The sequence below is a fragment of the Pelagicoccus enzymogenes genome, assembly GCF_014803405.1.
Taxonomy (GTDB): domain Bacteria; phylum Verrucomicrobiota; class Verrucomicrobiia; order Opitutales; family Opitutaceae; genus Pelagicoccus; species Pelagicoccus enzymogenes.
The window spans coordinates 1-16,604 of sequence record NZ_JACYFG010000009.1 but is presented as its reverse complement, the minus strand read 5'-3'; the positions used below and the strand labels follow the sequence as shown (position 1 = coordinate 16,604).

The following is a 16,604-nucleotide window of genomic DNA, read 5'->3' as shown; positions in this document are numbered from 1 at the left end:
AAGGGCGGGGTAATTTACCTCAAGGACCCGTAAATCGAATCGAAAACGCTTATGAAAAGAGCCTTGTCGCTCAGTGGGTTTGGGACGGTTTATTCGATTTGGGTCGACTTCTGCGAATGCGATCTGGACGTCTTCGGAGAAGCCGTCCCACCTTTTCCAATACACCGTCCGCTTGCGGTGGGGGATGTTTATCGCTCTGCTGCTTGTTGGCTGGCGAACTGGACCAGCGATTGCAGCGATGCAGGATGTTCGACCCAGGTTCGCGGCAGCCCGGAGAGGGCGGCGCGGAGGATTTCAGGCGAGAGCTTTTCGAGTCGTTTGAGATTCTCCAATTGCAAGGCGAGCGGGCTTTCCAAGGCGGCGTCTTGGTAAATGGCCGTTCGCAGGCCTTCGATGCCGATATCCCGCCCGAGGGTTTCGCTTTGGAAGCGCGAGTCGGCTTGCAGCGTTTTTAGAATCTTGGTAGCGGTATCCAAAAACTGGGGATCGCCTGTGTGTTCGTGCAGGTCGAGGCAGGCGCTCAGCAGCTGGCTGTAGTCGTGACTGGTCGCTTGGACTCGTCGGTGGTCGGAATTGTAGAGAACCTTGTCGGAAAGCTGGCCGTTCGCTTGCAGCAGGTTTTCGAAGAGTTTTTGGGCGGTTTCGCCAAAGGCGTTTTCTCGTGTCGCCTGAGCCGCCCGGAGGAGGGCTCGCACGAGTAGGGCGTTGGTTGCGGTGTATCCACTAGGATCGGACAAGGGAAACTTCTTCTGGGATCTCAACTCTCTCAGTTCGTCCCGCTCGCTTGCGAGTTGATCGCTCAAAGTCTCTGGCGAATGGGCAAAGGGAACGTTGAAACCTTGATAGATGCCGAGGATGTCGGTGTCTTCGTCGAGGTTGCCGCTTGTCGAAAGTCCCCATGCTGCTGCGGCTTCGCTGGAGAGCGTTTCCACCTGCTGGCCTGCTATGAGGTAGTAGCTGCCTTCCACCATGTCGGGCGTTTCACCGCTGGCGAAACTGTCCAAGTATTGTAGGGCGAGGCCATTTTCTTTTAGCAGCTTTTGCCTCACGAAGTCGGCGGTCAGCTCCATCAGGAATCTGTATTCAGGTTTTGGATCCTGCTCTTGCAGCTCGGAAAGGGCGAGCAGGAGGTAGGCTTGGTCGCTGGTCGATTTCTGGAAAAGGGGAAGCCTCCAGCCGGTGTCGTTGGAACCGATGAAGAAGCCGCCGTCGACGCTGTCGAATCCTGCCCCGCGAGAGACGCGTTCGACGAAGCCGTGCAGGGCCTCGAGCTGCGATTGGGCCGCTGACTGCGAGAGGGTCCTCGCATGGCGGGCGGTGTTGTAGAGTTTCACCGCGGAGAGGCTGGGCGCTTCCTTGGCGGCGAAGGTTTCGATGGGGAAAGCGTTGGGCAGCGCTCCAAGCTGACTTGAGGAGAGGGGCTGGGTGGCAAGGGACTTCTTCAGGCGTCCTTGGGCGGGGGCGAGGTAGTCTTCCCGATTGGCCTGCCATTGCTCGGAGACGTTGCGGGCTACGCTGAGAAATCCTTGCCCGCCCCAGTCGTCGGTGGGGGGGAAGTAGCCGCCCCCGTTGAGAGGGGCTAGGTTTACATCGGTCCAAAGGCAGGTTGGCAGCTCGTTGGCCGAAAAGTGCTGGAAGGCCAACTGGCCCAGAAAGGCGGCGAGTTCCGGAGATTCGTTGGTGTCGACGAGGACGGGGATAGCGGTGTCGTTGAGGGTGCTGGCGATGGTCTCGTTTTGGAAGGTCTCGTGCAGCATGGAACGGGCGAGGCTATTGCCGTAGTGTCCCACGAAGAAAAAGAGCGGGAGCTCCGCCTTTTTTGCGGCTTGCAGCGTCTCTTCGTTCCACTGGCGCCATCGCACCGTGTCCGATTGGTGGGCGTTCCAGAGGGCGGATTGCCCGAGAAGGGTGTGGGGGAGGGTGGCGAGGAGGCAAGCGAGCAGCAATTTGGGGTAGAAGGACATAGGCAGAGAACTATTGCTTGCGAGCTCTGTCGCAAGACCTCTGTCCGTTGCAACATTAGATCGGAAGCGAGAATCGGGATAAGCGAAGTGGCGCAGGCAAAGCTTGATGTCGCATGGGCAGCCTTCGATAGTTTCCAGTTTTAGGAAAAGAGCGGTTATGGAATCGAAATACCTTGGGAAAATAGTACGCGAACCAGTGACGGAGCTCGACAGCTTCGACGCTCCAGATGGCGTTTCGCAGGTGACCATGACCTCGGACGAGCTAACGAGCTCCTGTCCGATCACGGGACAGCCTGACCTCTACACGGTTTCGATCGAATACGTCCCGCAAAAGCTGTGCATCGAAAGCAAGAGCTTGAAGCTGTTTTTGTGGGGCTTTGCCGACAAGGCGATGTTTGCGGAGAAGATCGCTGCGGTGATCTGCGACCGGGTGGTGGCCGATATCGCCCCCAAGCGTTGCAAGGTCGTGACCGTACAAAAGCCTCGCGGCGGCATCACTATCGAATCCGTTGCGGAATTTCCCAAGGCTGAGGCGTAGATAGAGCGAGATATGAGTTTTCTAGACAAGCTGGAGAAGCGCTTTGGTTCCTGGGCCATCCGTGGACTGACGAACTATATTGTGGTGGGGCAGGCCCTTACCTTCCTGATGGCAGCACTTCTGGGGCCCGGGGGTGAGTCACGGATTAGAGAGTTGATGGAGTATAACCTGATTTATTTTTTGAATGGAAACTTTTGGAATCCGATCAGCTTCGTCCTCATTCCCAAGACGTTCAGCCTGATCTGGATTTTCTTCTCCTTGATGATCCTGCACATGATGGGCAGCGCCTTGGAAGAGCGCTGGGGGGCGTTTCGCTACAATCTCTACGTTTTGCTAGGCATCGTCTGCGTAGTGGCATCCGGAGTGGTGTTTCCTTACCACGCGTTTTCCAGCTACTTTTTGCTGACCTCCATTTTCTTGGCCTTTGCCTATCTCCATCCCGAAATCGAGCTGAACCTGTTTTTCGTACTGCCGGTCAAGATGAAGTGGCTGGGCTGGTTCTCTTTCGGCCTAGCCCTTGTTTTCGTATTGAGGGAGGGGCCGGCCACCAAGCTGGAATTCGTGGCCTCGTTGATAAATTTCCCGGTTTTCTTCGGGGCGGAGATCATACGGCGATTTCGCTCCAAAACGAGGGTGCGGGAGATGAAAGCGGAAAAAAGGAAGCAGGAAGCGGAACCTTTTCACACCTGCTCGATCTGTGGAGCCACCGATATCTCGCATCCTGAGCGCGATTTCAGGTATCGGAAGGAGGGAGCGGTCTGCTCTGAGTGCGTTCCCTTGCGCGAGGAGGACTGATCCCTGCTTAATATTGAGTCGTCGTAAGTTCGCCTAGTAGTTATCCTGAGAAGGTGGGGGTGGAAAATATCCACTATTGACTCAGGATAAGGAGCGCTCTTAGTAAAAACATCGTAAACGCATTATCCAACTTTGGGAATCGCTATGTTCAGCAGGGAAGCTGCTTGCGAGGAACCAAGCCTCCAAGGCAGCTGTTACGGCCGAAGAGGAACAAACCGGAATCAATCCAGCAGTGAAATCCAACAATTTGTCCGAAACAGACTCTGAAACAAGCGCCCGGGCGATTCCCGGAGCGGAGCAGCTCGACCGGCTCACGAAGCGAGAGAAGCAAGTGCTTTTCTGGATCGTGGAAGGAAAGACCAATGGCGACATTGGCCGTATCCTCGGCATCAGCCACCGCACGGTGGAGAAGCATTGCGAGAGCATTTTCCGCAAGCTCGGCATCGAGAACCGATACGCGGCGATCGTGTGCGCCTTGACCAACAATTGGCAGCTCGCCCCAGAGTAGGGAAGGAGCTGCAGTAACAGTTTTAGCCAAACAAAAAGCCGCTCCCTCAAAGGGGAGCGGCTTTTGTTGTAAATGGGTTCGAGCGTCTTAGCTTTAGTTGAGTAAGCGTTCGAAGCGTGACTTGGAGGCGATTGGCAGAGCGGGTTGGCTCCAGTCCACGGGATTGGGCGAAATCTCGATGGCTTCGGTCATGATGCGCAAGGTTTCGCGCAGCTGGATGTCGAATTCGGGGAGGTCCTCTTCTTCTTCATCCTCTACGGCTTCCTTCTGATCTGCGACGGCCACATCGCTCGTTCCCGTTGTCTCTTCCGTGGGAGCGTCGATTTCCTTCGCTGCCTGTGTAGCCTCGTACTCCTCTTCCTCCAGCTTTCGCTGGGCTTCTTCGCGCACTACGCTGTCGAGCTTCACCTCGGTGAACTCGTAGTTTTTCTCGGCGAGTTTGCGTTGCTCTTCCTTGATGGCGTCGAGGAAGGCTTCGTCCTGCTCCATCATGATCTTTCGCTGCTCGAGGTTGAGGGAGATTTGCTTGCGCTCCTCGCGTTCCGCGAACCAGTCGAGGCGTTTTTGCAGGAAGCTGAATTCCTCGAGGGTCTCGGCTCTTTGCTCGCTGTTCATGGTAAGGGTTTCGAGCAGGCTGTTCTTCAGGGTCATTTCGACGAAACGGGCGACGGGCTTGATGTAGTCCCAGGAGAGGGACTCCGGCAGGTCTGCTTCGCCAACGGCGGTGACCTCTTCCATGGAGTGAAGCTGGATGTCGGGCACTACGCCTTTGCGCTGGGTGGAGAAGCCGTTGGGCAGGTAGAATTTTCGGATGGTGAGCTTGGCGGCTCCGGCGCGGTCGTTGGCGAGCTCCTTGCGCAGCACGTACTGGTCGAGGGAGAAGACCTGCTGAACCGTGCCTTTGCCGTGGGTAGACGAGTTGCCGATGGTGATGGAGCGCCCGTAGTTTTGCAGGGCTCCGGCAAGGATCTCAGAGGCCGAAGCGCTGTAGCGGGAGGTCAGCACGGCGAGAGGGCCGCTGTAGGCGACCTTGGGATCGCGGTCCATGTGGGAAACGACATAGCCGCTCTTTTCGCGGACTTGCACCACGGGGCCGCGGCGAATGAAGAGACCGGTCATTTTGATGGCTTCATCGAGCAGGCCGCCACCGTTGCGACGCAGGTCGAGCACGATGCCCTGAACGCCTTCGGCCTTCATTTTCAACACAAGCTCCTCTACGTCGGCTGTGACGCTGGTGGTGTAGCGTTGGCCGTTTTCGATGTACTCGTCGCCCCCGTAGAAGGTGGGGATATCGATCACGCCGATGGGGCTGTTGCCGCCTTTTCCGTCGGGAACGTCGAAGATTTTGCCCGTAGCGCGGCTGGAATTGATGTGAACCTCGTCGCGCACGATCACCACGTCTTCGCGCACGGAATCGTCGGTCGCGTCGGAGGGGATGATGGTGAGGGTGACCTTAGTGCCTTTCTCGCCGCGGATCTGGTCGACGATCTTGCGCAGGCCCATACCGATGATGTCAACCGGCTCTTCGCCCTCTTGGGCGACGGCTACGATGCGGTCGTTGGGGGAGAGCTTCTTGCTGCGAATGGCAGGGGCTCCCGGGACGAGTTCGCGAATGACGCAGTAGCCATCCTCTTCGCTGAGCATGGCTCCGATGCCGATGAGCTTGAGCCGCATGCTGATGTTGAAGTCTTCCAAGGTGTCCGAGGAAAGGAAGCTGGAGTGCGGGTCGAACATCTTGGTCAGGCTGGTGAGGAAAATTTCTTGCACGTCCTTGGAGCCGGATTCGTAGATGCTGCGCAGCACGCGCTTGTAGCGCTTGGTGATGCGCTCTTTGGCTTCTTCCTGAGTCTTGTCGTTGAGTATCTCTTGAAGGAGCTCGTACTTGATTCGCAAGCGCCAGAGTTCGTCGGCTTCCTCTTCGCTGCTGGGCCAAGGGCTCTCGCTGCGGTCGTAGATGAAGTATTCGTCCTCGTCGAAGGACCAATCCTTCTCCAGTTGCTGGAGGATCCAGTCCACGCGGTCGATGACGCGGTCGCGGTAGAGGGTGTAGATTTCAAAGGCGGACTCCAGGTCTCCCTGGTAGCGCAGCTTGAATCCAAGGATATCGCCGTACTTCTTTTGGAAGTGCTCCTCGTGCTCGCTCAGGTAGAAGAGCTTGTTGTAGTCGAGAGCTTCCATGTAGTGAGTGATGAGCTCATAGAAAGAGGCGTTGGAAATCTCGGCGCTCTCGAAGTGCATGGTTTCCAGCATCTCCACGATGAGCTTTGCCTCGTTCTGCATGAGGGGAGTGCTGGCGAGCTGGGGGAGCTCTCCGTCGGTCGCCTTGTCGGGCGCGGTTACGGAGAAGCAAAAGGGAACGATGGCGAGGCCGAAGAGTGCTGCTGCGGCGGTGAAACGCTTGATCATAGGGTTCTGGTTCGAGTTGATGGCGTCGGCAGCCGCGGGCGCGAGGGCCTCGCTCCGCCGAGCGGGGTGGTTGGTAAGTGTTTGTATCGTTGTTCTACGAATTGCGGCAGATTTTGCCAGCGCGGAATAGCGCTTGCACGCTTATCGCTTGCGTAGCAGATCCCGCGCTTCGTCCAGCACTTCTCGTTCTTTTACGGAAAGGGAGGCGAATCCCTTGCTGTTGATCTTGTCCAAAATCCGGTCGACTTCGCCTTTCAGATCGCGCGTTTCCTTGGATACGTTGACGCGATAGGTGTAGCCGGCAGAGCTTTTTTCAGTCTTGGGCTTTTTCTTGAAGAGCCTGGAGAAGGAGAGGGAGACGGTGCCGGTGTTGCTGTACGGATTGGGTTGGTAGACGTATTTGTAGTAGAGAAAGGCGAAGAGCATTCCGCCGAGGTGGGCGGAATGGGCCACCGCATTCGGGCCTTTGGCGAAAAGCTCTTGGAAGAAAAGTCCGAGCACTCCGATTCCTACGTAGAGGTAGGCGAGGTAGCGGGGCTTAACCGGCAGGACGAAGAAAAGCAGAATTTCGCGGTCGGGATTCAGGCAGGCGAAAAAGATAAGTAAGGCGGAGGCTGCGGCGGAGGCGCCTATGACTGAACCGGCGCCCGAGACGAAACTTGCGGCGAACCAAGCGAGACCGCCGACGAGCACAGCTCCGAAGTAAAGCTGCAGGAATCGCTTTTGGCCGAGAGTTGCGATGGCCGTCCTGCCGAAGAAGTAGATCACCACCATGTTGAGGATGAGGTGGAGGGGGAGGATGTTGCCCGTGCTGTGCAGGAAAGAGTAGGTAATCGGCGTCCACAGCATGCCGCTCTGCAGCGAGTCGTCGTGGAACGCGAAGAAGCGGGCGACGAAGCCCTTACCGTTGGACAGGTCGAAAATGTTCTGCAGGACGAAGACGACGATGTTGGCTCCGATGATCCAGGTGAGCGTTTTCTTCGCCGTATCGTCGGAGCTGGGGGTCATGTAGGAACGGTCGTACATCGGGTCGTTGGGTAGGGGCCTAAGGTCGCTGCTTTTACTTTAATTACAAGGGGTGACGTTTTGAATAAATCGCTCTAATGTGCTCGCGCCTTAAGGAATTAATAGGATGCGAGCGGCCAAAACCGCTTCTTGCAGGCCCAGGAGACCGCTCAGACTGCCCCAGGTTCAGTTGTTGAAGCGGAAAACCGTAACATCGCCATCCTTGAAAAGGTATTCTTTCCCTTCCAGGCGGTATTTGCCGGCGTCGCGGGCGGCGGCGACGCTGCCCAAGCTGGAGAGGTCGTCGTAGGCGACGACTTCCGCCTTGATGAAGCCTTTCTCGAAGTCGGTGTGGATGACTCCGGCGCATTGGGGCGCGGTCATGCCGTCTTCGAAGGTCCAAGCCCGGACTTCCTTTTCGCCGGCCGTAAAGTAGGTTTTCAGTCCCAGCAGGGCGTAGGTTTCACGGATGAGAAGGGAGACGCCGGAGTCCTCGACCCCGAGGTCGGCCAGGAATTCGGCAGCATCCTCGTCGGAGAGGTCGATCAGCTCGGACTCGATTTGGGCGGAAATGACCACGCAACCAGCGTCGTGGGCAGTCTTCGCGTACTCGCGCACCTTGGCCACGTGCGGGTTGGAATCCGCGTCGGCGAGGTCGTCCTCCATGACGTTGGCCGCGTAGATGACGGCTTTGGAGGAGAGGAGGTGAAGCCCGTGCAGGATTTCCAGTTCCTCCTTGCTCATCTCGAGCGTGTTGGCGGGGCGTCCGTCGTTGAAATGGGGGATGAGGCGGTCGATGAGTTCGACGGCGGCGGCGGCTTCCTTGTCGCCCGAGCGAACCTTTTTCACCAGCTTCTCCTTCTGGCGTTCCACGGATTCGAGGTCGCAGAGAATGAGTTCTGTATTAATCACCTCGATGTCGCGGATGGGGTCGACCGAGCCCATGCTGTGTACGATGTCGTCGTTCTCGAAGCAGCGCACGACTTGTACGATGGCGTCGGTTTCGCGGATATTGGCGAGGAACTTGTTGCCGAGGCCTTCGCCCTTGCTGGCTCCCTCTACGAGACCGGCGATGTCCACGAATTCGATGGCTGCGGGGATGACGACGTTGGTTCCGGCGATCTTTTGCAGGACCTGCAAGCGGGAGTCCGGCACGTTGACCACGCCCACGTTGGGATCGATGGTGCAGAAGGGGTAGTTGGCCGACTCGGCCTTGCGTGTGCGAGTGAGCGCGTTGAAGAGAGTTGACTTGCCAACGTTAGGAAGACCGACGATACCAGCTTTCAGCATAAGGGCGGAAAGATCATTGGATTGGATGTTGCTTGACAAGATTCATTTTTGATTAATCTTCGCCACCTTTTCCAATTTTCTAGGAGACGCAAAGATGGCACTTAAGATCAAACTTCAACGCGCAGGCGCAACACACGAACCAGTCTACCGAGTAGTGGTAGCGGAAGCACGCGGACGCCGCGATGGTCGCTTCGTCGAAAAGCTCGGCACCTACCTGCCTAAGCAAAAGGACGCAGCTAAGCAGCTCGAGCTCAACGTAGAGCGCGCTGAGTACTGGATGTCCGTAGGCGCTCAGCCAACCGACACTTCCAATTCGCTGATCAAGCGTGCTCGCAAGGAGCAGGCGGCAGCAGCTGAAGCGTAAGGCTTAGGGCGGGGCCCTGTAGTCACACTTTCCGAACCCGGCTTTTTTTTGAAATCGCCGGGTTTGTTCGTTTCCGAGGCGATGGCCTCGCTTTGCCGCAACATTATTATATAGGGGCCTCTGTTTGCCGCTCGTCTCGTTCCGATGAAGATCGATGTTTTAACTCTCTTTCCCCAGATGCTCGACGGATTCCTGTCCGAGAGCATGATCGGGCGCGGGCTGAAGCATGGCATTTTGGACGTGGCCGTGCACAACCTGCGCGATTGGTCGAAGGGGAAGCACAACCAGGTCGATGACCGTCCTTTCGGCGGGGGTGCGGGCATGGTGCTCATGCCGGAGCCGCTTTTCGATGCGATCGAGGAATTGCAGACGCCACAGACGCATCGCATCTATCTGGCTCCGGACGGGGATCCGCTTACGCCAGACTTGGCGCGGGACTTGGCCAAGAAGGAGCGGCTGCTCTTGGTGAGCGGGCATTACGAAGGGATCGACGATCGGGTGCGGGAAAACTTGATCGACCAGGAGGTCAGTATCGGCGACTACGTTTTGACCAATGGGACCTTGGCGGCAGCGGTTTTGATCGACTGTTTGAGCCGCTTTTTGCCCGGATTTTTAGGGGAAGAAAAGTCATTGACTAACGAAAGCTTCCAAGACAACTTGCTCGACTTTCCACAATTCACGCGCCCAGCGGTGTTTCGAAATATGCCGATTCCGGAGGTTCTGCTCTCGGGAAACCATGCAGAAATCGAGAAATGGCGGCAACGGGAGAGGGAAGAAAGAACGCGAAAACGCAGACCAGATTTATTAGAGGATTCACCATGAACGCAGTAGTAAACGAAGTAACACAAGAGCACCTGAAAGCAGACGTCACTCCCTTCAAGGTAGGCGATGGCGTCAAGGTCCACACCCGCGTGGTCGAAGGTGGTAAGGAGCGTATCCAGATTTTCTCTGGCATCGTAATCGCTCTCAAGGGATCGGGCATCAACCGTACATTCACGGTTCGTCGCATCTCTTACGGTGAAGGCGTTGAAAAGGTGTTCCCTGTTCACAGCCCGCTCGTTTCCCAAATCGAAGTCGACAAGGAGTCCAAGACTATGCGCGCTCGCATGTACTACCTCCGCGACCTCGTGGGCAAGAAGGCGATGCAGGTTAAGGAAAAGCGCTTGGCCAAGGGCAACCACTAATCGCTGCGACCTGATTCACTTTTTAAAAGCCGTCTCCGTTTGGGGACGGCTTTTTTGTGTGTCTGGAGGGCTTGGCCTCCAATCGGTCCACGGACGAGGTGGAACTCGTCCCTCCAGATGTTTATCTCTTTCACTTATTTGGCGAAGGTTGCGGTTAAGGTCGTGCGTTAGGCTTCTTTTGCCACGTTTCATTAGCCGGATTGGGGTTTCCCTTGAAGCGGTTTAATCGGATTGGGCTTTCGTCTCATTTTAGCGCAACGGTTTAGGGGCTTTGTGTCCTTGAGACTTGAAACCGGAGCGGGGGCGCTGATGCTCTTGCCCTTTCGATTTTCACAAAGATTCACCCTAGAACGATCTATGAACAAAGAACTCCTCCAGAAAGCCGCTACTCAAGCGCGTGGACTCGCTATCGATGCAGTGCACGCCTGTTCCTCGGGCCACCTCGGCCTTCCGCTGGGCGCGGCTGAAATTGGCTCTGTCCTCTTTGGCGACGCGTTGAGCCTCAACCCAGACGAACCACGCTGGGTGAATCGCGACCGTTTCATACTCTCCGCGGGACACGGCAGCATGTTTATCTACAGCTGGCTGCACCTTGCCGGTTTCGATCTCCCGCTCGAGGAGTTGAAAAACTTCCGCCAATTGCACTCCAAGACCCCCGGTCACCCTGAGTACAAGGAAACTCCGGGCGTTGAGTGCACCACAGGACCTTTGGGGCAGGGCGTAGGCAACGGAGTCGGTTTCGCGATCTCCGGCAAGATGGCTGCTGCCAAGTACAATACGGCAGAGCACAAGATCATCGACAACCACATCGTGGTTTTGGCTGGCGACGGTTGCTTGCAGGAGGGCGTCGCTCAAGAAGCGTCCGCTCTCGCTGGCCACCTCAAGCTCGATAACCTTATCCTCTTCTACGATAGCAACGACGTCACGCTGGACGCTATGGCGGAAAAGAGCCAGAGCGAAGACACGGCCGCTCGCTATGAAGCGATGGGCTGGGATGTGGCGACGATCGACGGTCACGACTTCGACGCGATTTCCAAGGCTTATGCCGCAGCCAAGGCAGCCACGGGCAAGCCGCAGCTCATCGTCTGCAAGACCGAAATCGGTCGTGGCATTCCTGAAGTGGCCGGCACCAGCGCGGGTCACGGCGAAGGCGGCGCGAAGTATGCCGAAAGCGCTCGCAAGGGGCTCGGTCTCCCCGAGGAAACCTTCTACGTTTCTGACGAAGTTCGTGAATACTTCGCTGCCAAGAAGGCGGAGCGTGTTTCCGCTTACGAAGCTTGGCTTGAAACCTACAGTGCTTGGAAGTCTGCCAACGGCGAGCTCGCGGCCCAGCTTGAAGCCGGCGCTTCCGCTCCGGTCGATGTTGATGCGCTTTTCGCTGCGATTCCTGTCACGGGCGACGACACCAAGGCCGCCACGCGCGCTTCTGGCTCCTCCGTGTTGCAACCCATCGCCAAGGCTCGTCCCGAGCTTATCTCGGGCTCGGCTGACCTCCATGGTTCTACCAAGAACTACATCAAGGACGGCGGCGACTTCCTTCCCGGCAACGAGACCGGTCGCAACTTGCTCTTTGGCATTCGCGAGCACGCCATGGGCGCCTTGATGAACGGTATCGCTTACGACGGAATTTTCCGTGCCTCCGGCGCTACGTTCATGGTGTTTGCCGACTACTGCCGTCCGTCGATCCGTTTGGCGGCTTTGGCTGGCTTGCCAACCATCTATATTTTCACCCACGACTCCGTAGGCGTCGGTGAAGACGGTCCAACGCACCAGCCGGTTGAGACGGTATCAGGTCTGCGCGTCATTCCAAATCTCGACGTGATTCGCCCAGGAGACGCTGAAGAGACTGCTGGCGCTTTCGTGGCTGCTATGGAGCGCCTGGATGGTCCCACCATGCTTTCGCTCACACGCCAAAACATACCGAACATCGGGGCTGCCTCCGCTGAGGAGCGTCGCAAGGGCGTTCTCAAGGGTGGTTACGTGATCAAGAAGGAGACAGCAGAGCTGGAAACGATCCTCATCGCTACCGGTTCCGAGCTTCAGCACGCAGTAAAGGCGGCTGACGAGCTAGGGGCAGGAACGCGTGTGGTATCCATGCCGTCTATGTTCCGTTTCGACGCCCAAAGCGACGAGTACAAGGAGTCCGTTCTCCCCAAGGCCTGCACCAAGCGTATCGCTATTGAAGCGGGAGTTTCAGGACTCTGGTACAAGTACGTTGGCACCGAAGGGAAGGTTATCGGTATCGACCGCTTCGGAATCAGCGCCCCTGGCGACACCGTTATGGAAATCCTCGGCATGTCGGCAGCGAATGTCGTGAAGGTTGCCAAGTAGGCAGCTGCTCTGAAACATTGCTTTATCGGCCTCGAGGACTCAGCTCCTCGAGGCTTTTTTTTGGTTCATCACCCTATTGCGGGGATAGTGATTCTGTAGTGGGAAGTGCCCTTGTGGTACGATCGATCCTGCCCAATCGCGGCACAAGGCCGCTTCCCACAGTTGCTTTTTTTCTTGGTCCACGGGAGGCCAGTGGAAGCAGGGGAGTCGTTCGAATGGCTTCCTGGAGCTCGGCCTTCTTTTTTGATCTCTGGAAAGGGATCGTTTCTGGGAGCGTTCCATTGGGTCCTGTGCGTTCCACTTGCCATTTGCCGAATCAAAGCGGGGCAGACAGCTGAAGGCTTGTGCCTTGGATTGAGAGAAACCACTACCCGCGGCGCCAAGTTTCCGCTACATGTTGGTTGCAAGCATTTCCTTGGGGGCTTTCTGCTTGATGCGCTGATTTAAGTTGGGTGGGATTGCGCCGTTCCCTAAGCGACTCGCCTGAAAATTTATTATGAAAAACCTATCCCTCTTGGCCTCGAGCACCCATCGCTCCCTAGAGCGCTCGTTCGCGCGCGCTCTCCTGTTCGTTCTCGTCGGTATTTTTTCCTTGGCTGGCCTCTCGGCGCAGAGCGACGCTGGCCCTCGGGAGAAGTTCATTCTGCAGGCTGAGGACCAGTTGCGTATCACCTTTCCTGGCGCTCCGGAGTTGGATTCGGAATTGCAGGTCCGCCGTGACGGAGTGATTTCGGTTCCCATCGTCGGAGAAATCATGGCTGCGGGCAAAACCCCCAGCGAGTTGGAAGCGGAACTCGAAGGAAAGTTCGAAAACCAATTGGTTTCCAACGAGGTAATGGTGGTCGTTGTCCAGTCCTACTTCACTTACTACCTGGAAGGCGAAGTGGCGTCGCCTGGCATTATCAGATCTTTTCGTCAGCTCTCCGTTTTGGAGGCAATCATCGCTGCGGGTGGAATCAATAAGACGACAGGCAAGCTCAAGTCGGTGGTGGTCATTCGTCGCCAAGGCGACAAGTACCAGCGCTATGAGCTCGACCTAGCGGCCGTAATCGATGGCAAGAAGGACAGCGCCTTTGTTTTAGACTCTTATGACATCGTTTCCATCCCGCAACGGGTTTGGTAGCTCGTCGATCGTCAATTTCTAATCCTCTCAAATCAATCATGATAGCACTCGTAGGTTCCACCGGCTACGTCGGTAGCGCATTTCGCCAATTGCTCGAGGGCAAGGGCGTCGCCTTCAAAACGCTTAGCGGCCGCCAGATCGCTAACGGGTCCAAGAAGGACTTCGCCGACGCCCTCAAGGACGCCGGCGCCACCTTCCTGGTCAACTGCGCCGGCTACACCGGCAAGCCCAACGTCGACGCCTGCGAGCTGGACAAGGGGAACTGCCTCGACGGCAACGCCGTACTGCCGGGCGTGATACGCGAGGTCTGCGGCGACCTGTCCATCGGCTGGGGCCACGTCTCCAGCGGCTGCATCTTCGGCGGCGAGCGCCCGGGAGGCGGCGGCTGGCGCGAGGACGACGCACCGAACTTCTCCTTCCGCAAGCCGCCTTGCTCCTTCTACAGCGGCACCAAGGCCTTGGGCGAAGAGGTGCTCGGCTACCGCGAGGTCGACCGCGGCGACGGCCAGTGGCCCGCCTGGGAGCACGAGTCCTCTCCCGAAGGCTACGTATGGAGATTGCGGATACCGTTCAACCACCTCGACAATCCCCGCAACTACCTGACCAAGGTGCAGAGCTACGCCACCTTGCTGCAGGCCACCAACTCGCTCAGCCAGCTGGAGGACTTCGTGGCCGCCTGCTACGAGTGCGTGGAGAAGCAGGTTCCCTACGGGATCTACAACGTGACCAACCCCGGGGCCGTCACCACCTCCCAAGTGGTGGAGCTGATCAAGAAGACGGGCGTCAACGGCAAGGAGTTCCAGTTCTTCGAGGACGAGGCGGACTTCATGTCCAAGGCGGCCAAGACCCCGCGCTCGAACTGCGTGCTCGACGAAAGCAAGCTGCGCGACGCCGGCGTCATCATGCGACCCGTCGAGGAAGCCCTCGAGTGGTCCCTCAAGAACTGGCGGAAGGCCTAAGTTTTCCTGAACCGCGAAGTTCGCCAAGAACGCTAAGAAGAATCGGAGCGTTCTTGGTCCTCAACTTTAAATCTAATTCCTGCCTTCAAACCCTTAGCGACCTTCGCGTCCTTCGCGGTTAAAACCAAACACTTCCTCTCCCTATGAACTCCATCCTCGTAACCGGCGGCTGCGGCTTTATCGGCTCCAACTTCATTCGCGTCCTGCTGCGCGACGACGCCAAGCTCCTCAAGGAGAGGGGCTTCGACCGCGTCGTCAACGTCGACTCGCTCACCTACGCGGGCAATCCCGCCAACCTAAGCGACTTCGAGTCCAGCGACGCCTACGTCTTCTCCCATTCCAGCATCCTGGACCAGGACACGACTGCCTCCCTCATAAAGGAGCACGGCGTCAGCGCCGTCGTGCACTTCGCCGCCGAAAGCCACGTGGACCGCTCCATCGACACGCCCGAGCCCTTCGTGGAGACCAACGTGACCGGCACCCTGCGAATGCTGGAGGCCGCCCGCCACCACTGGGCCAAGCTGGAAGGCGAGGCCAAGGAGGCCTTCCGCTTCCTGCACGTCTCCACCGACGAGGTGTTCGGCACCCTCGGCCCCAGCGACCCGGCCTTCTGCGAGACCACGCCCTACGCGCCCAACAGCCCATACTCCGCGTCGAAGGCCTCCAGCGACTTCCTGGTGCGCGCCTACTACCACACCTACGGCATGCCGGTGGTGACCACCAACTGCTCCAACAACTACGGCCCCTTCCAGTTCCCCGAGAAGCTGATCCCTCTGGTCACGCTCAACGCCCTGGAGGCCAAGCCGCTGCCCATCTACGGCGACGGCAAGCAGATCCGCGACTGGCTCTTCGTGGAGGACCATTGCACCGGCATCCTGGCCGCCTTGGAAAAGGGAGCCCTCGGCGAGACCTACTGCATCGGCGGGCGCAGCGAGATGGAGAACATCCAGATCGTGAAGCGCATCTGCGCCCTGCTCGACGAGCTGGCCCCGGTCTCCGGCAACGAGGCGGCCCAAAAGGCCGGCATCGCCAAGTACGAGGACCTGATCACCTACGTGAAGGACCGTCCCGGCCACGACCGCCGCTACGCCATCAACTGCGAGCGCAGCGAGAAGGAGTGCGGCTGGGTTCCGGCCGAGACCTTCGAGAGCGGCATCCGCAAGACGGTGCAGTGGTACCTGGACAACCAGGACTGGTGCCGCGACATCGCCGAGAAGAAGTACGCCCGCGAACGCCTCGGCAACAGCTGACTTTGGAGTGACCGCTAAAGGCGCCAAACAACGCTAAAATGGCTGACCTGATTCAGAAGGACGAATGCTATCGCGTGGTCGGCGCGCGCTTCGAGGTCTACAGAAACAGTCGAAGCATATCCAAGACTCCGCGTTCTCCGCGTCCTCTGCGGTTCATCCCTCATCCACGCTTCAAAAGGCTGTAGCGACCTTCGCGGTTAAAACTCCTCAACCAAATTTCCTCCTAACACTATGTCCACCAAGCCAAGAAAAGGGATCGTCCTCGCGGGCGGTTCGGGAACCCGCCTCTATCCGTGCACCATCGCCGTGTCCAAGCAGCTGATGCCGATCTACGACAAGCCGATGATCTACTATCCGGTCTCGCTGCTGATGCTGGCGGGCATAAAGGACATCCTGATCATCTCCACGCCCCAGGACACGCCGCTTTTCGAGCGCCTGCTCGGCGACGGCTCCGCCTTCGGGGTCAACTTCAGCTACGAGGTGCAGCCCAGCCCCGACGGGCTGGCCCAGGCCTTCCTGATCGGCGAGGAGTTCCTCGACGGCGCCCCGGCCGCCCTGGTCCTGGGCGACAACCTCTTCTTCGGCCACGAGCTGGTGCGCACCCTCAGAAACGCCGACGCCCGAACCGACGGGTCCACCATCTTCGGATACAACGTGGCCAACCCGACCGCCTACGGCGTGGTGGAGTTCGCCCCGGACGGCAAGGTGCTCTCCATTGAGGAGAAGCCGGCCCAGCCCAAGTCCAACTACGCGGTGCCGGGCCTCTACTTCTACGACGAGAAGGTGGTGGAGTACGCCAAGCAGGTGAAGCCCTCGGCGCGCGGCGAGCTTGAGATCACCGACCTCAACCGCATCTACCTGGAGAAGGGCGCCTTGAACGTGGAGCT

General features: G+C 57.9%; 15 protein-coding genes. 11 read left to right on the top strand and 4 right to left on the bottom strand.

What is annotated here, in order from left to right; all coding sequences use genetic code 11:
* Window positions 1–188 precede the first annotated feature (188 nt).
* A complete protein-coding gene (locus tag IEN85_RS08325) occupies window positions 189–1,964 on the bottom strand; it encodes a DUF255 domain-containing protein (protein WP_191616637.1) in 1,776 nt (591 codons plus the stop codon).
* A 157-nt stretch (window positions 1,965–2,121) separates the two neighbouring features.
* On the opposite strand from IEN85_RS08325, the gene queF reads away from it, so the two are divergent.
* From queF to IEN85_RS08310, 3 genes are all read left to right on the top strand, one after another.
* Complete coding sequence (gene queF / locus IEN85_RS08320) at window positions 2,122–2,502, top strand: preQ(1) synthase (protein ID WP_191616636.1); 381 nt, start codon at window positions 2,122–2,124, stop codon at window positions 2,500–2,502.
* A 12-nt stretch (window positions 2,503–2,514) separates the two neighbouring features.
* On the top strand, window positions 2,515–3,297 hold the full coding sequence (locus IEN85_RS08315; RefSeq protein WP_191616635.1) for a hypothetical protein: 783 nt from the start codon (window positions 2,515–2,517) through the stop codon (window positions 3,295–3,297).
* Between the two features lie 232 nt (window positions 3,298–3,529).
* Window positions 3,530–3,805: a response regulator transcription factor gene (locus tag IEN85_RS08310; RefSeq protein ID WP_309029388.1), complete on the top strand. Its 276-nt coding sequence runs from the start codon at window positions 3,530–3,532 to the stop codon at window positions 3,803–3,805.
* A gap of 93 nt (window positions 3,806–3,898) precedes the next feature.
* On the opposite strand, the gene IEN85_RS08305 is transcribed toward IEN85_RS08310, so the two are convergent.
* The 3 genes from IEN85_RS08305 to ychF form a co-directional block, all read right to left on the bottom strand.
* Window positions 3,899–6,211 (bottom strand): carboxy terminal-processing peptidase, encoded by a 2,313-nt coding sequence (locus tag IEN85_RS08305; RefSeq protein ID WP_191616634.1) that lies wholly within the window; start codon window positions 6,209–6,211, stop codon window positions 3,899–3,901.
* Between the two features lie 141 nt (window positions 6,212–6,352).
* Window positions 6,353–7,237, bottom strand: coding sequence for a rhomboid family intramembrane serine protease (locus IEN85_RS08300; RefSeq protein WP_191616633.1), 885 nt, complete (start codon window positions 7,235–7,237; stop codon window positions 6,353–6,355).
* 165 nt (window positions 7,238–7,402) lie between these two features.
* On the bottom strand, window positions 7,403–8,506 hold the full coding sequence (gene ychF / locus IEN85_RS08295; protein WP_191616632.1) for a redox-regulated ATPase YchF: 1,104 nt from the start codon (window positions 8,504–8,506) through the stop codon (window positions 7,403–7,405).
* A 94-nt stretch (window positions 8,507–8,600) separates the two neighbouring features.
* On the opposite strand from ychF, the gene rpsP reads away from it, so the two are divergent.
* The 8 genes from rpsP to rfbA form a co-directional block, all read left to right on the top strand.
* Entirely contained in the window at window positions 8,601–8,870 is a 270-nt protein-coding gene (gene rpsP, locus IEN85_RS08290; protein ID WP_191616631.1) for a 30S ribosomal protein S16, read from the top strand.
* 144 nt (window positions 8,871–9,014) lie between these two features.
* The gene (gene trmD / locus IEN85_RS08285; protein ID WP_191616630.1) at window positions 9,015–9,692 is read left to right on the top strand and encodes a tRNA (guanosine(37)-N1)-methyltransferase TrmD; all 678 of its coding nucleotides are present in this window, start codon (window positions 9,015–9,017) and stop codon (window positions 9,690–9,692) included.
* Entirely contained in the window at window positions 9,689–10,054 is a 366-nt protein-coding gene (rplS, locus tag IEN85_RS08280) for a 50S ribosomal protein L19 (protein WP_191616629.1), read from the top strand. The genes trmD and rplS overlap by 4 nt, the downstream gene beginning before the upstream one ends.
* 357 nt (window positions 10,055–10,411) lie before the next feature.
* Window positions 10,412–12,385: a transketolase gene (gene tkt / locus IEN85_RS08275; RefSeq protein WP_191616628.1), complete on the top strand. Its 1,974-nt coding sequence runs from the start codon at window positions 10,412–10,414 to the stop codon at window positions 12,383–12,385.
* A gap of 496 nt (window positions 12,386–12,881) precedes the next feature.
* Entirely contained in the window at window positions 12,882–13,508 is a 627-nt protein-coding gene (locus tag IEN85_RS08270; RefSeq protein WP_191616627.1) for a polysaccharide biosynthesis/export family protein, read from the top strand.
* A 38-nt stretch (window positions 13,509–13,546) separates the two neighbouring features.
* Entirely contained in the window at window positions 13,547–14,467 is a 921-nt protein-coding gene (locus IEN85_RS08265) for a sugar nucleotide-binding protein (protein ID WP_191616626.1), read from the top strand.
* A 143-nt stretch (window positions 14,468–14,610) separates the two neighbouring features.
* Window positions 14,611–15,717 carry a dTDP-glucose 4,6-dehydratase gene (rfbB, locus tag IEN85_RS08260; protein ID WP_191616625.1) on the top strand — a complete coding sequence of 369 codons (1,107 nt, stop codon included), beginning with the start codon at window positions 14,611–14,613 and terminating at the stop codon, window positions 15,715–15,717.
* A gap of 231 nt (window positions 15,718–15,948) precedes the next feature.
* A partial coding sequence (gene rfbA, locus IEN85_RS08255) for a glucose-1-phosphate thymidylyltransferase RfbA (RefSeq protein ID WP_191616624.1) occupies window positions 15,949–16,604 on the top strand: 656 nt, incomplete at its 3' end.

Bases quoted from the DNA above. Each gene is read 5' to 3' on its own strand.
- rfbB (WP_191616625.1), top strand. From the start codon at position 14,611: ATGAACTCCATCCTCGTAACCGGCGGCTGCGGCTTTATCGGCTCCAAC.
- queF (WP_191616636.1), top strand. From the start codon at position 2,122: ATGGAATCGAAATACCTTGGGAAAATAGTACGCGAACCAGTGACGGAG.
- IEN85_RS08300 (WP_191616633.1), bottom strand. From the start codon at position 7,237: ATGTACGACCGTTCCTACATGACCCCCAGCTCCGACGATACGGCGAAG.
- rplS (WP_191616629.1), top strand. From the start codon at position 9,689: ATGAACGCAGTAGTAAACGAAGTAACACAAGAGCACCTGAAAGCAGAC.
- tkt (WP_191616628.1), top strand. From the start codon at position 10,412: ATGAACAAAGAACTCCTCCAGAAAGCCGCTACTCAAGCGCGTGGACTC.
- IEN85_RS08325 (WP_191616637.1), bottom strand. From the start codon at position 1,964: ATGTCCTTCTACCCCAAATTGCTGCTCGCTTGCCTCCTCGCCACCCTC.
- IEN85_RS08265 (WP_191616626.1), top strand. From the start codon at position 13,547: ATGATAGCACTCGTAGGTTCCACCGGCTACGTCGGTAGCGCATTTCGC.
- ychF (WP_191616632.1), bottom strand. From the start codon at position 8,506: ATGCTGAAAGCTGGTATCGTCGGTCTTCCTAACGTTGGCAAGTCAACT.
- IEN85_RS08315 (WP_191616635.1), top strand. From the start codon at position 2,515: ATGAGTTTTCTAGACAAGCTGGAGAAGCGCTTTGGTTCCTGGGCCATC.
- trmD (WP_191616630.1), top strand. From the start codon at position 9,015: ATGAAGATCGATGTTTTAACTCTCTTTCCCCAGATGCTCGACGGATTC.
- IEN85_RS08305 (WP_191616634.1), bottom strand. From the start codon at position 6,211: ATGATCAAGCGTTTCACCGCCGCAGCAGCACTCTTCGGCCTCGCCATC.
- rpsP (WP_191616631.1), top strand. From the start codon at position 8,601: ATGGCACTTAAGATCAAACTTCAACGCGCAGGCGCAACACACGAACCA.
- IEN85_RS08270 (WP_191616627.1), top strand. From the start codon at position 12,882: ATGAAAAACCTATCCCTCTTGGCCTCGAGCACCCATCGCTCCCTAGAG.